Origin of the sequence: Clostridium sp. HMP27 (genome assembly GCF_000765165.1) — a bacterium.
Taxonomy (GTDB): domain Bacteria; phylum Bacillota; class Clostridia; order Clostridiales; family Clostridiaceae; genus Clostridium_AK.
Genome location: NZ_JMFY01000022.1, coordinates 129339 through 142992 on the forward strand (window position 1 = coordinate 129339; position 13654 = coordinate 142992).

At 29.3% G+C, this 13654-nt stretch carries 12 protein-coding genes; 10 read left to right on the forward strand and 2 right to left on the reverse strand.

Annotation, left to right across the window (positions count from 1 at the left end; genetic code table 11):
• The first annotated feature begins 31 nt into the window (after nt 1-31).
• From DP68_RS12360 to mreB, 4 genes are all read left to right on the forward strand, one after another.
• Nucleotides 32-1792 carry a PAS domain-containing sensor histidine kinase gene (locus tag DP68_RS12360; RefSeq protein ID WP_052085785.1) on the forward strand — a complete coding sequence of 587 codons (1761 nt, stop codon included), beginning with the start codon at nt 32-34 and terminating at the stop codon, nt 1790-1792.
• 98 nt (nt 1793-1890) lie between these two features.
• Nucleotides 1891-3243 carry an FAD-dependent oxidoreductase gene (locus DP68_RS12365; RefSeq protein WP_035310044.1) on the forward strand — a complete coding sequence of 451 codons (1353 nt, stop codon included), beginning with the start codon at nt 1891-1893 and terminating at the stop codon, nt 3241-3243.
• 315 nt (nt 3244-3558) lie between these two features.
• Nucleotides 3559-4617, forward strand: a complete 1059-nt coding sequence (locus DP68_RS12370) for a DUF5673 domain-containing protein (RefSeq protein WP_035309932.1) — start codon at nt 3559-3561, stop codon at nt 4615-4617.
• Between the two features lie 165 nt (nt 4618-4782).
• Complete coding sequence (mreB, locus tag DP68_RS12375; RefSeq protein WP_035309933.1) at nt 4783-5808, forward strand: rod shape-determining protein MreB; 1026 nt, start codon at nt 4783-4785, stop codon at nt 5806-5808.
• Between the two features lie 80 nt (nt 5809-5888).
• Here the strand turns inward: mreB and DP68_RS12380 are convergent, their stop codons facing one another.
• Nucleotides 5889-6269: a hypothetical protein gene (locus DP68_RS12380; protein ID WP_035309935.1), complete on the reverse strand. Its 381-nt coding sequence runs from the start codon at nt 6267-6269 to the stop codon at nt 5889-5891.
• A 338-nt stretch (nt 6270-6607) separates the two neighbouring features.
• Between DP68_RS12380 and DP68_RS12385 the strand changes: the two genes are divergently transcribed.
• The 5 genes from DP68_RS12385 (at nt 6608) to DP68_RS12405 (ending at nt 9987) form a co-directional block, all read left to right on the forward strand.
• Nucleotides 6608-7345, forward strand: coding sequence for a hypothetical protein (locus tag DP68_RS12385; protein WP_035309936.1), 738 nt, complete (start codon nt 6608-6610; stop codon nt 7343-7345).
• 177 nt (nt 7346-7522) lie between these two features.
• The gene (locus DP68_RS12390; protein ID WP_035309937.1) at nt 7523-7888 is read left to right on the forward strand and encodes a GntR family transcriptional regulator; all 366 of its coding nucleotides are present in this window, start codon (nt 7523-7525) and stop codon (nt 7886-7888) included.
• 17 nt (nt 7889-7905) lie between these two features.
• Entirely contained in the window at nt 7906-8547 is a 642-nt protein-coding gene (locus DP68_RS12395) for a hypothetical protein (RefSeq protein WP_035309939.1), read from the forward strand.
• A complete protein-coding gene (locus DP68_RS12400; protein WP_035309941.1) occupies nt 8547-9425 on the forward strand; it encodes an ABC transporter ATP-binding protein in 879 nt (292 codons plus the stop codon). The genes DP68_RS12395 and DP68_RS12400 overlap by 1 nt, the downstream gene beginning before the upstream one ends.
• A complete protein-coding gene (locus DP68_RS12405) occupies nt 9418-9987 on the forward strand; it encodes a hypothetical protein (RefSeq protein WP_035309942.1) in 570 nt (189 codons plus the stop codon). Before DP68_RS12400 ends, DP68_RS12405 begins: the two co-directional genes overlap by 8 nt.
• A 108-nt stretch (nt 9988-10095) precedes the next feature.
• On the opposite strand, the gene DP68_RS12410 is transcribed toward DP68_RS12405, so the two are convergent.
• On the reverse strand, nt 10096-10341 hold the full coding sequence (locus DP68_RS12410; RefSeq protein ID WP_035309944.1) for an AbrB/MazE/SpoVT family DNA-binding domain-containing protein: 246 nt from the start codon (nt 10339-10341) through the stop codon (nt 10096-10098).
• A gap of 254 nt (nt 10342-10595) precedes the next feature.
• Between DP68_RS12410 and DP68_RS12415 the strand changes: the two genes are divergently transcribed.
• Nucleotides 10596-13523, forward strand: a complete 2928-nt coding sequence (locus DP68_RS12415; protein ID WP_035309946.1) for an insulinase family protein — start codon at nt 10596-10598, stop codon at nt 13521-13523.
• Nucleotides 13524-13654: the final 131 nt, after the last annotated feature.

The window sequence follows — 13654 nt, forward strand, 5'->3', positions numbered from 1 at the left end:
TTTGGAATACTTTTAAGGGGGCAGAGAAGGTATGAAAGATTATTTTGGGGAAAATGATTTAGAGGGCAAGGATATAGATAAAATAGATGAGCTTAAAAAGCAACTAATAGATAAGGAAATGGAAATTAGGCATTTAAGAGAAAAATTAAAGTGTGAGATAGAGAAAAGGGAGCAGAGTGAAAGTGCTTTAAAAGAAATTAAAAATGTAGCGGAGATAATTTTAAGCTCCATTCCAGATTCAGTGTGTTATATAGATGCTTCAGGGAGATGGATATATGCTAATGAGGCTATAATGAGAAATTTGGAATTAGACAAAAATTATAAAGGGAAGACAAATGAAGAGCTAGGAAAAGCAAATGAGTTCCTAAAACAAACTTATAGTTATTTTGATCATTGCCATAATCGAGCTTGGGAAAGTAGAAGTATTTTAAGGGAAGAGGACAGCATACCTCAAAAGGATGGCAGTGTTAAAATATTTGATACAGTAAAAGTACCTTTCTTTAATAAAGATAAAAGTGGAAATGGAATACTAATAGTTGCCAGAAATATTACAACTCAAAAGGAAGCTGAGTTAAGGTTAAAGCAAAGTGAAGAAAGATATAAAAGGCTTGTAGATGTTATGCCTGAAGCAATATATGTATTGGATGAAAATGGAAAGAATATATTTTCTAACAAGGCAGGCGCAAGACTTGCAGGGGTAGATAATCCAAAACAGCTTATAGGCATGGATTATAGGAGATTTTTATCTAAGGATTATCATGAAATATCACAAGAGAAATTCAGTAAACTTACTAGTAATAAAATAAATAAAACTATACGCCTTGAAAGAAAATTTGTGACAATAAATGGTGACTTAATAGATGTGGAATGTAACTGTATTAAATACAAGTTTGAAGATAAGGATGCTATTTTAATTGTAGTAAGAGATGTAACGGAAAAAAAGAAAAATGAAGAACTTAAAATATGGGTAGAAGAAAAGACTAAACAATTAAATGAAATAGTGGAATACGATAAAGTTAAGACGGAGTTTTTTTCTAATATATCCCATGAACTAAAAACTCCTGTGAATGTTATATTTAGTGCCATTCAAATTGTTGAAATGATTTTAAATGAGCATAAATGTAAAAATAAATGTACTACAGGAAAATATATTTATACTATGAAACAAAATTGTTATAGATTAACAAGATTAATAAATAATATATTAGATATTAGCAAAATAGATTCGGGATACTGTAAATTAATCATGCAAAATGTTGATATAGTAAACCTCATAGAAAGTATAACATTATCTGTAGTTGAATATGCAAAGTCTAAGGAAATTTCAATAATATTTGATACTGATGTTGAGGAAAAAATAATGGCAGTGGATGTGGATAAAATTGAAAGAATAATTCTTAATTTGCTTTCAAATGCAATTAAGTTTACGGACAAGGAGGGAAATATATTAGTAAGTATTAAAAATGAGGACAACCATATTGTGATTTCTGTAAAGGATGATGGCATAGGCATACCAGAGGAGAAGCAAAAAAATATATTTGAAAGATTTATTCAAGTTGATAAATCATTATCAAGAAATAATGAAGGAAGCGGCATAGGGCTATCACTTGTAAAATCCTTAGTAGAAATACATGAAGGAAGCATCAGAGTTAAAAGTAATTTAGGGAAAGGAAGCGAGTTTATTATTAAAATTCCTGTAGCTAATATAAATAATGAAGAATCAGAAGTGAAATATACTGACGTAAATATTGAGAGGATAAGTCTGGAATTTTCGGATATTTATTTTAATTAAAAATTTACACTTTTATTAATAAGAGTTTACATTTTCACTAAACTGCACATGATATATTATAAAGTATAGGGTTTTACAATAGAAGGGAGAACGTTTATATGAGAATTTTAATAATAGGTGCAGTTGCAGGTGGAACTACAGCATCAACTCAAGCTAGAAGAAATGACAGCAATGCAGAAATTGTTATATATGAAAAAGATAAAGATATATCTTACTCAGGATGTAGTTTGCCTTATTATATAGGTGGATTAGTAAAAGAAAGACAGTATATTGTTCCAAGGGATAGTGAGAGATTTAAAGAAAAATACAATGTAGATGTAAAGATAAGGCATGAGGTAATAGCTATAGATGCTGAAAATAAAAATATAACAGTAAAAAATTTAGACACTGGTGCAGAATTCAAAGACAATTATGATGAGCTTGTTATAGCTACAGGTGCTAGTCCCTTTGTACCAGTAAAACAGTGGCTTCAGCACGAAAATGTGTTTACTTTAAGAAATGTGGTAAGTGCAGATGAAATTAAAGAATATATCTTAAAAAACAATACTAAAAAGGCACTGCTTGTAGGAGCTGGAGCTATAAATTTAGAGCTATGTGAAAACCTTCAGGAACATGGAATAGAAATAACAGTACTGGAAGCTCAAAATCAAGTTATGGGACCATTAGATGAGGATATGGCTTTAAAACTTGAAGAGTATATAAAAGATAGGGGAGTTATTGTATACACAGGGGAAAAGCTTTCAAGTATAGAAGGAGAAAAAATAGCTACTAAGGTAATAACGGATAAAAGAGAAATTGAAACTGATATAATTATACTAGGTATGGGAGTTAGACCAAATACGGATTTAGCACAAAAGGCTGGAGTGGAAATAGGAAAAACAAAAGCTATACATGTAAATGATAGAATGCAAACCAATATTCCTCACATATATGCAGCTGGGGATTGTATAGAAGTTTATTCACTTCCTCATGATGATTATGTATATAGATCATTAGGTTCTCTGGCGAATAAAACAGGTAGAATAGCAGGCAAAAATGCAACAGGAGAAGATATAACCTTTAAAGGTATATTATCCACAGGTATATTTAAGGTATTTGATATGACCGTTGCATTAGTTGGAATGAATGAAAGAGAGGCTAAGGGATTAAATAAAAAGTTTAAATCCTACAGTTTTGAAATGCCAAGTAAACCTTTCTTTATGCCAGGATCAGGAAAAATGCTTATAAAGGTGATAGTAGATGAAGACACAGATAAAATACTTGGAGTACAAATTATTGGAGATGATGGAGTGGATAAAACTATAGACATATTTTCAACTTGCATGATGTTTGGTGCAAAATATAATAGAGATTTATCTAATTTGGATTTAGCCTATGCTCCACCATATTCTCCAGCTTTAGGCAATGTTATTCAAGCAGGAATAATTATGGAAGGAAGCCTTGGAAAATAAAGAAAAATTTTTTTACGCTAAGTATACTTTGTCTTGTGGGCTTTGTGTTAATAGTAATTGAGAGTGTTTATCGTAAAAGAGCATCCTAAGATTTTAGGATGCTCTTTTTGTGGTACGCCAAGCATAGGCGATAGCTTGATGGTGAAAGCCCACTAAGTTTAATGAAAATAAGTCTACTCAAGTAATGTAATTATAGTATATTTGTATAAAAATTGGTAATTAAGTCGTAACTCATATATAATAATATGTGGATGTGCTTTGGTGAAAATTATCAACAAAGCCGTAAATACTTTAAATAAATGAGGAGCAGTATTAATGGGTGTATATTTTTATATTATTTTAAATATAGCAATGAGTTATTGTTTATTACATAGCCTATATGAAAGGATTTATGCAGGGAAGTTTATTATTAAGACAAAGCCAAAAAAGATTCCGGTAATAAACACTATGACGGCGGTAGTAGGGGGGTATGCTGCAGCGAGAAGTTTTTTAGATTATTTTGCAGGTGGGGTCGGTGATATTTATGAAATTTTTCAGGGAGTCTTCTGGATGCAGCTATGTACTTCACAATTTTTAGGTGGATTATCATTAGGAATAGCTAAAGGAGGCGTATATTCAGGTGATTCTACGGTTTCTTATTTCACTAAATGGAGCAAAGTTAAAAGCTATACATGGATATCTGATAATGTAATTGGATTTGAAACCCTCACAAGAAAAGGTAAAATTTTCAATACGGAATTAGAAGTAGACTCAGAACAAAAGCAAGAAGTAAATAGAGTATTAAAGCATAACTTAAATGAAATAGATAGAGAAGTCAATGAAAGAGGAAATTTTAAACTCAAGGTATTGATTACTTTAGTTGCTGTTATGATGATCATAGTAAATGTAAATTTAATTAAAATAAGTAAGCCATATATGACTCGGAAAATAAAGTTAAAGGAAGATGAAGCTATATTAATACTTAAAAAAACATGGAAACCTTTAGCTGAGCTTAATAAAGAAAAAATAAAGTCTAGAGGAGAGTTTGACAAGCTGTTTCAAGAAACTATGACTAAACCAATGATAGATGAGTTATATGAAATACTTGTAGATGGAGACAAGTCTACATATGGAGATATTAAGTTTAAAGAAAAGGTACGTATACCAACTGTATATGATACAAAGATGTCCATAGAAAAGTCATATATAAAAGCTCCAAGATATATAGAGGGAAATAATCAAGTTATTACAGAAGAACTTATAATTAAAGAATTGTTAGAGCCATATGAAGATGGCTCGACTAGTTTCACAAGAAAGAGTACTTTTATAAAGAATAATAATGATGAATGGATACTGGATAGCACAACTGGGGTGCAAAGCCTTGGATCACAATAAAAAATAAATAAAAGATAAAAGTTTATGCTGAGTTACTAAGTAAAATAGAAGTCTAAATTTGTTTAAGTATATAAACTAGTAAAAGTAAAATACTAAAGAAGAATATAAAATGAATTTTCCAGAACTAATTTTAAAATATATGTAATAGGCAGGAGTGGAAAATTAATGAGCTTTTTTAGTATAGAAAGAGATATGGCAATTGACATAGGTACAGCGACAATCTTAGTATACATTAAAGGCAAAGGCATTATTCTTAAAGAACCATCTATTGTTGCTATAGATAGAAGTAATAACAGTGTGGTAGCAGTAGGGGAAGAAGCTAGAAAGATGATAGGAAAAACACCTGGTAATATTGTAACCATCCATCCCCTTAGAGATGGAGTAATATCAGATTATGATATTACTGAAGTAATGCTGAAGAATTTTATAAAGAAGGTTTGGGGAATTAAAAAAAGGCCGGCTCCAAGGGTAGTGATTTCCGTTCCATGTAATGCAACTGGAGTTGAGAGAAGGGCAGTAAAGGATGCAGCGATAAATGCTGGTGCCAAAAAAGTTTATTTAATTGAAGAGCCAATGGCAGCTGCTATAGGAGCTGGTTTGGATATCACAAAGACAAGTGGGAATATGATTATAGACATTGGTGCTGGGACAACAGATATTGCCATCATTTCACTTGGAGGAATGGTAGTAAGGAATTCTATAAAGGTTGCAGGAGACAAGTTTGATGAATCAATTATTCGTTATATCCGCAAAAATCATAAGACAGTAATCGGTGAAAAAACTGCAGAAGATATAAAGATTAATATCGGTTCCGCATGCAAGAAAGAAAAAGAGAACAGTATAGAAGTAAGTGGATCAGACTCCATCACAGGTCTTCCAAAGAAAATAATAGTATCCTCAGAAGAAATTAGGGATGCATTAAGGAAAGTAGTAAATAACATAGTTGAGAGTATAAATTCAGTCTTACAAAAAACTACGTCAGAGCTTTTAGTAGATATATATGATAAAGGAATTATCATGACTGGCGGTGGAGCTTTACTGAATGGGTTAGATGCGGTTATTCAAGAGGCAACTAAGATACCCGTCTATATTGCAGAGGATGCAGAGTCATGTGTAGCTTTAGGTATGGGAAAGGTTTTAGATTATCTGGATAAGTTAGACATGGCATATGTTGAGGATGTTATACTATAATCGTAAGGAATAAAGTTTATGGATAACTTAATTATTCAATGCAAAAAGGTATGCTAGATGAGATTAGCACACCTTGATTTTTAATGATGACATCCAGAGCACCCAGAACCCTTTGAACTGCAGCCTGAACATCCAGAGTTGGAGCCAGATTTACCAGAGCAGCCTGTGCTTTCTTTCAAAGGTATGGATTTAATCATAAAACCACTATTTCTATAAACTAATTGAACTTCTTTAACCTTCTCTGTTAAGGCCTTAGGATATATTATATTTAAATCTTCTATAGTGTCTTTCTTATCCTCATTAGATATGTTATTTAGGTCATCTAAATATATTCCTACCTTAGGATTACAGCAGCTAGATTCCATAGAAAACTTTACACAGTCAAATTGGTCATCATTTTTCAATATATTTAAAATTTTATTATAAGCTTGTTCTGATATTTTTATCTTTAATTTATCCATAAAATCACCTCTTGCGGATATTATAACGGTTTTAATGCTCTCATAGCATTAAAAATGTCGTCTTATTTCTATATTATTTACCATATGACAAATACAATACTATTCCAACTCTTATACAATGTCAATTAGTATTAGCTAAAAATACTTAGTAATTAAGCGTTATCTATAGGAAAATAAGGGAAATTAATGAAATAATCAAGAAAATAATTCAGAATATTTTTGCAAGACAAGGCTATTGGAGTTATACTTATGTTAGTTACATGAGTAACTAACCAACTAAGCATAGGCTTAAATTTGTAAAATTAATGGAGAAGAATAAGTTTTAGGAGGAAAGTTTTATGTATGGAGAAGTTTGGAACAATTATAAGAAAGGTTTCAAATTTTTGCTGCCATTTATTTTAGTACAGGGATTGTTTGAAAGTACTAGTCTTAATTTAGACTTTGACAAGTATGACTTCTTTGGAAAAGGAGGAAATTTAATAAAAAACATTTCACTTTTTAAGCAAATAATAATAAATGAACAAATACCAATTTTATTTGATTTATTTATAGGAACATTATTTTACTCATTTTTAATTGTAGTTATAAAAGCATTACTAAATAAAAATGAGATAAATTATAAGAAAAATTTTAAAGAAAGCTTGGGCTTTTATCTAAGATATTTAAGATTAAATATGATTATTTATTCTATTTCAGTTGGGTTAATTATTGTAGGATTTTGGGGTATATTGATACCATTTATGGTTATTTTACTAATACTTTTTAATGTGTTATTGATTCCATGTGATGCGTATTTAATATATTACAATACAAGTGTAGGAGAAGCTTTAAAAAAAGGAATGGTATTGGGTAAAAAGCATTTTGGAGAAATATTATTACTAGGAGTAATGGTAAGTATTATATTAGCTATTATAGGGGGATCAATGGCGTTAGTAAATATAAATCCTGAAGCTAATCTAATAGGCTCTGTATTGATGAATTTTGTGTCAGCAAGTGTAGGTAGTTATTTATATATGTTTACAATAACTATTTGTAAAAAAGAAGAAAAAGTAGAAGAGAAAATAATAGAATGTTAATTTATTAAAACTATGGGGTGAGTAGTGAAGTTTTGTAATTTCTATTATAAATTTCATTAGTCATCCCATTAAATATATAAAAATTATTTAGCGTGTAAAAGTATTAAAATTTAAATTATAGGAGAAGTAGAATAGTCAGCTATAGAATCGAAGTAACTAACGAGGTGGTGAAAGTATTTGGTTATTAATCCTAATGATATAAAGCCTATATACATACAAATTGCAGAAGGAATAGAAGATGACATTTTAAGAGGAATTATAGAGGAAGAAACACAGGTGATGTCCACAACGGAGTTTGCTCACGTTTATGGTATAAACCCAGCTACCACAAGAAAGGCAATGAACATATTAGTTGATAAGGGTATTTTATATAAAAAGAGAGGACTTGGAATGTTCGTAACTTTTGGAGCAAGAGAAAAAATTAGTATATGGAAAAGGGAGGAGTTTTTGAATAATAAATTGAAAAGTATCATAGAAGAGGGAAAAAGCATAGGCATTTCTATTGAAGATATAATAACTTGCTTAAATAAGTTTAAGACATAGGTTAAGGGGGAAGAAGGGTGATAAATAAGTTAGCATATATGTTTAAAAGAAACAGGATATTTTATATGATATCATTTGTGGTAGTTATATTAGGAATTTTCCAAGGGAGTTTAATCAAAAGGTTGCCAGGAATTTTTGACAGTATGTTGGTATTTATTTTTTTTCGTAAAATAGTAGAAAATAGAAGTGATAAAATAAATGTTTTTTTAGGATTTGGTGTAACTAGAAAGGAATTTTATATTTTAACTATAATATATGACGTTATAAACTCCATTTTATCATCAATAGTAATAACTTTAACAAAGATGAAAATTGATAACATAGATAAAAGTTACTTTATTTATGTATTTTTATTATATTTAATGCTTGTCCTAGTGTTTTTTAGTATATTATCCTTTAATCAAATATTTCAGCATACGGACTATGAAGCAATAACTTGGATAACTGGGTTCATATATATTGCAATATATTCTGGAATATATTCTGCAGGATTTAATACTAATAATTTTATAAGTTTTAATGAAAAATTAGTTTCTTATAAGAATTTTACATTAAGGCAGTTTTATATAATGCTTATTATAACTATAGCCTTTAACTATATGACAAGTTATCTAGTCCATAAAGGTATTGAAATTAAAATTAAGGGGGAAGTAGAATAGTGAGTCATGCAATTGAAATAACTAATTTAAAAAAGAGATTTTGGAATAGAAATGTTTTTAAAGATTTAAATTTAAGTATAGAGGAAAATAAAATATACTGTTTGGTAGGGAGAAATGGTGCTGGCAAGACTACCTTACTAAGATGTATTGCATCTCAATATGTAAAGTCAGGAGGAAGCATAAAGGCTTTTGGAGAAGAAGTATTTGAAAATAAGAGTGTTTTAAGTAAAATATATCTTTGTCAGGAAAATGGATTTTCAACGGAGATGACAGCCAGAGAAATATTCAGTGCAGCTAAGACATTTTTAAAGTATTGGGATGAAGAATTTAAGGAAAGGCTTTTAGAGAAATTTAATATAGAGTTAGGTAAAAAGTATGGAGAACTTTCTAAAGGAATGAAAGCTTGTTTAAATATAATAGCAGCACTAGCAAGCAGGGCGCCTATAACTATATTTGATGAAGCCTATGCAGGGCTAGATCCTTTTAATAGAGAGATATTTTATGAAGAACTTCTAAGGGACTATGAAGAAAATCCAAGGACGATAATTTTTTCAACTCACTATATAGAGGAAATAGAAAGTTTATTTGAAGGAATTATATTTATGGACAAAGGAAAGATTATATTAAATGAAGATAGAGATACAATTGACGAAAGAGCATTTTATATAACTGGAAAAGAAGATGAATTAAATGATATTCTAAGAAATTTAAATGTAGTGTCAAAAGAAAAAATAGCTTCTCTTATAAGGGCAGGAATATATGATGGCATAAGCTATGAAGAAAAACTACAACTTCAAAATAAGGGATTTACATTAGAAAAGATGCCACTTCAAAAATTGTTTATAAATCTATTGAGGGAAGGTGTGAGGAGTGAATGATTTCAAGAAAAAGTTAGGGCTTGTAATAGATACTTCAATTGGCATTACTATGTTAGTGGGTTCAGTAATGAGTGTTTTTTTTATTGCTATGGACATAAAAGGAGTATCTGTAAACGTATATTTATATGTATTCTTACCAATAATACTGTTTGAATTATATTATAACAGATATCGATATATAATGAACTTTTCAATAACAAGGGCGGAATATTTTAAAATTGGTCAAGTTTTAAATTTAATTTTTTCATTAATAGTATGGGTTATATATTTATTAGTAGTCTTTATGTTAAATGCAAATATAGAAGTTTTAACTAAGCTTTCCGTGCTTTTTAAAATTATATTCTTTGCAAGTTTGAGCAATACAGTAAGTCTTTTAATGGTGAATAGTCGTTTGCTTATACTTTTAGCCTATGGATGTGTATTTGCAACGCCTTATATTTCTAAGTATATATATATTAATATATCATCTATATATATGAATATGGCTTTCGTATTATTTCCAATTATCTTTAGCATATTTGGTAAGTATGCAATTGAAAAGATAGATTTTAAACCAAGATAACTGAAATAAAAGGTAAACTTAACTATAAATTACAAGTGAAAATTCGTCAGTTTTTTTCGACAATAAATATTAAATGGAAATAAAAAAATAAGCCATTTAGGCTTATTTTTATTTATCGGATTTTAATTCTTCAAGACAAGCTTGACAGATGTTTTTACCTTTGTAGTTAATAACATCTTTAGCATTTCCGCAGAATATGCAAGATGGGCTGTACTTCTTAAGTATTATCTGCTCTCCGTCAACGAAGATTTCCAAAGAATCCTTAATTTCTATATCTAATGTTCTCCTAAGCTCTATAGGAATAACAATTCTTCCTAATTCATCAACTCTTCTAACTATACCAGTAGATTTCATAACACGGTTCCTCCTAAAACAATATTCGACTTTTATTAATTAAATAATAACAGTAATAACATAAATAGTCAATACATTTTTACAAGTTTAAATAACATTAATAAAACTACTTATGCTTTTGTATAGAACTGAGAATAACGCAGTTATTTTAATATTATTAGTAAATTTTAATTTTTAATTTATAGAACATAATTTTTGTGGCATAATAATTAGTACGAAGTAATATTTGGTAATTTTTATTAAGGAGGAAAGTTATGAATTTAGAATTAAATAAAGAATACAGTGGATTTAAGCTTTTAGAAAAAAATCATGTTAAGGAATTAAACTCGGATGCTTTTATATTTGAACACCTAAAAACTGGGGCAAAGCTTTTAAAACTTGTAAATGACGAAGATAATAGGGTGTTTTCAATATCCTTTAGAACTCCTCCAGAAAATAGTACTGGTGTTGCACACATACTTGAGCACTCAGTTCTTTGTGGTTCAAGAAAATTCCCAGTAAAGGAGCCTTTTGTGGAACTTATAAAGGGTTCTCTAAATACATTTTTAAATGCTATGACCTTTGCAGATAAAACTATGTATCCTGTAGCTAGTAGAAATGAAAAAGATTTCTTTAATCTTATGGATGTGTACTTAGATGCAGTGCTTTATCCAAATATATATAAATATCCAGAAATATTTATGCAAGAAGGTTGGCATTATGAGCTTAAAGATAAAAATGATTCATTAACTTATAAAGGTGTAGTTTACAACGAAATGAAGGGAGCTTTCTCATCACCAGAATCAGTGCTTATGAGAAAGATATCTCAATCTCTTTTCCCAGACACAACTTATGGAGTGGAGTCTGGAGGAGATCCTGAATTTATACCGGATTTATCCTATGAAGAGTTTATAGATTTTCATAAGAAATATTATCATCCTTCAAATAGCTATATATATTTATATGGTAATGGAGATACATTAAAAGAGTTAGCTTTTATTAATGATAATTATTTAAAAGAATTTGACAAAATAGAAATCCACTCTGAAATTAAAGAGCAAAAGCCTTTTGAATCAATGCAGGAAATGAAAGTGGAGTATCCTATATCCGTAAACGAAAAAGAAGAAGATAAATCGTATATGAGCTTGAATTTTGTGGTAGGAAAAGTTGTAGATAAGGAATTGTACTTAGCCTTTGATATTTTAGAGCATCTTTTATTAGATACTCCTGCAGCACCGCTTAAAAAGGCTCTTATAGATGCTAATTTAGGTAAGGATGTATTTGGGGTATTTGACAGCAGCATACTTCAGCCTAGCTTTAGTATTGTAGTTAAGAATTCTAGTGAAAGCCAAAAAGAGAGATTTAAAGAAGTAGTATTTAATACTTTAAGAGAGTTAGTTAATAATGGTATAAATAAAAAGCTTATAGAGTCTTCCATAAACATTAAAGAATTTAGACTTAGAGAAGCAGAGTATCATGGATATCCTAAGGGCCTTGTGTATGGAATAAAGGCTATGGACAGTTGGCTTTATGATAAAGATCCATTAATGCATTTAGCTTATGAACCTCAATTAAATAAAGTAAAAGAAGCATTAACTACCAATTACTTTGAAAAGATTATAGAAAAGTATATATTAAATAACTCTCATAGTTCTATTTTAATATTAAATCCTAAAAAGGGCATGGCAGAAACTGTAGAAGAGGAAATAAAAAGAGAGCTTAAGGAATATAAAGAAAGACTAAGCGAAAGTGAATTAAATAAAATAATAGAGCAAACTAATAGATTAGAGGAAAGACAAACTTCAGAGGATAATCAAGAGGACTTAGAAAAGTTACCACTATTATCCATAGAAGATATAAATAAGAACTCCGAAAGGCTTCCATTGGTAGAAGAAACTTACAAGGATATTAAAGTTGTGAAACATCCTTTATTTACCAATAAGATAGCGTATATGAATTTTTATTTTAATAGTAAGGCAGTTAAACAAGAATTTATACCTTATATAGGAATTTTATGTGCAGTACTTGGAAAAGTAGGTACAGAAAATTATAGCTATGAAGACTTATCAAATGAAGTAAATATACACACTGGAGGAATAAGTTATGGTTCAATACCTTATTATGATAATAATAATATAGATAACTTTATTCCTATGCTTAAAGTTAGATCTAAGGCTCTTGTAAGTAAGCTTCCTGAATTATTTAATTTACTAAAGGAACAAATAGTAACTAGTAAATTTGATGACTATAAGAGACTTAAAGAAATTATACAGGAGTATAAATCTAGAGTGGAAATGTCCTTGTTTGATGCAGGACATATGGTAGCAGCAGGTAGAGTAGCTTCTTATTTTTCTCAAAGTGCGGCTTATTCAGAATTTATTTCTGGGCTTAATTTCTATCATTTCCTAGTTGACTTAGACAATAACTTTGAAAGCAAAAAAGAAGAAATAGTAAGTACTTTAAAGGAAATAAGTAAATTAGTATTTAATAAAAATAATCTTTTAATAAGTATAACTCTAGAGGAAGAGGATTATGATAAGTTTACTGAAAGCTTACCAGTATTATATGATTCACTAAATGATGAAAAAGTTAATTATAATGAATATAAATTTGAAACTGTTGCTAAAAATGAAGGGCTTATGACTTCAGGAAAAGTTCAATATAATTCTAAGGGATTTAACTTTAGAAAACTTGGATATGAGTATACAGGAATACTTCAAGTATTAAAGACTATAACAAGCTTTGATTATCTATGGAATAGAGTAAGGGTTCAAGGTGGAGCTTATGGATGCTTTGGAGGCTTCAATAGAAATGGAAATATGTACTTTACATCCTATAGAGATCCTAATCTTAAAAACACATTAGATGTTTATGATAATGTGGTAAATTACGTAAAGAATTTTGAGGCAGACGAAAGAGAAATGACAAAATATATAATAGGAACCATAAGTAACTTAGATAATCCACTTAGTGCATCCATGAAAGCTGACAAAGCTGTAGCTAATTATTTAAGCAAGGTGACTTTTGAAGATGTTCAAAAGGAAAGAGATGAAATATTAAATGCTTCAGTAGATAAGATAAAGGGCTTATCAAAACTTCTTGAAGATTGTATGGAAAAAAATTATATATGTGTATTTGGAAGCGAAGAAAAGATAAAAGAAAATAAAGAAATGTTCAATAAGATAATGAATGTATTTGAATAAGATAAAATGGGAAGTTTGTATGTGCAAACTTCTCTTTTTATCTTTAAGATTATAATGAAAAGTAATTTAACATATATTTCTTATTTACTCTTTATTTTTCTAAAGACTATACGAAAATATTTGTATTAAAT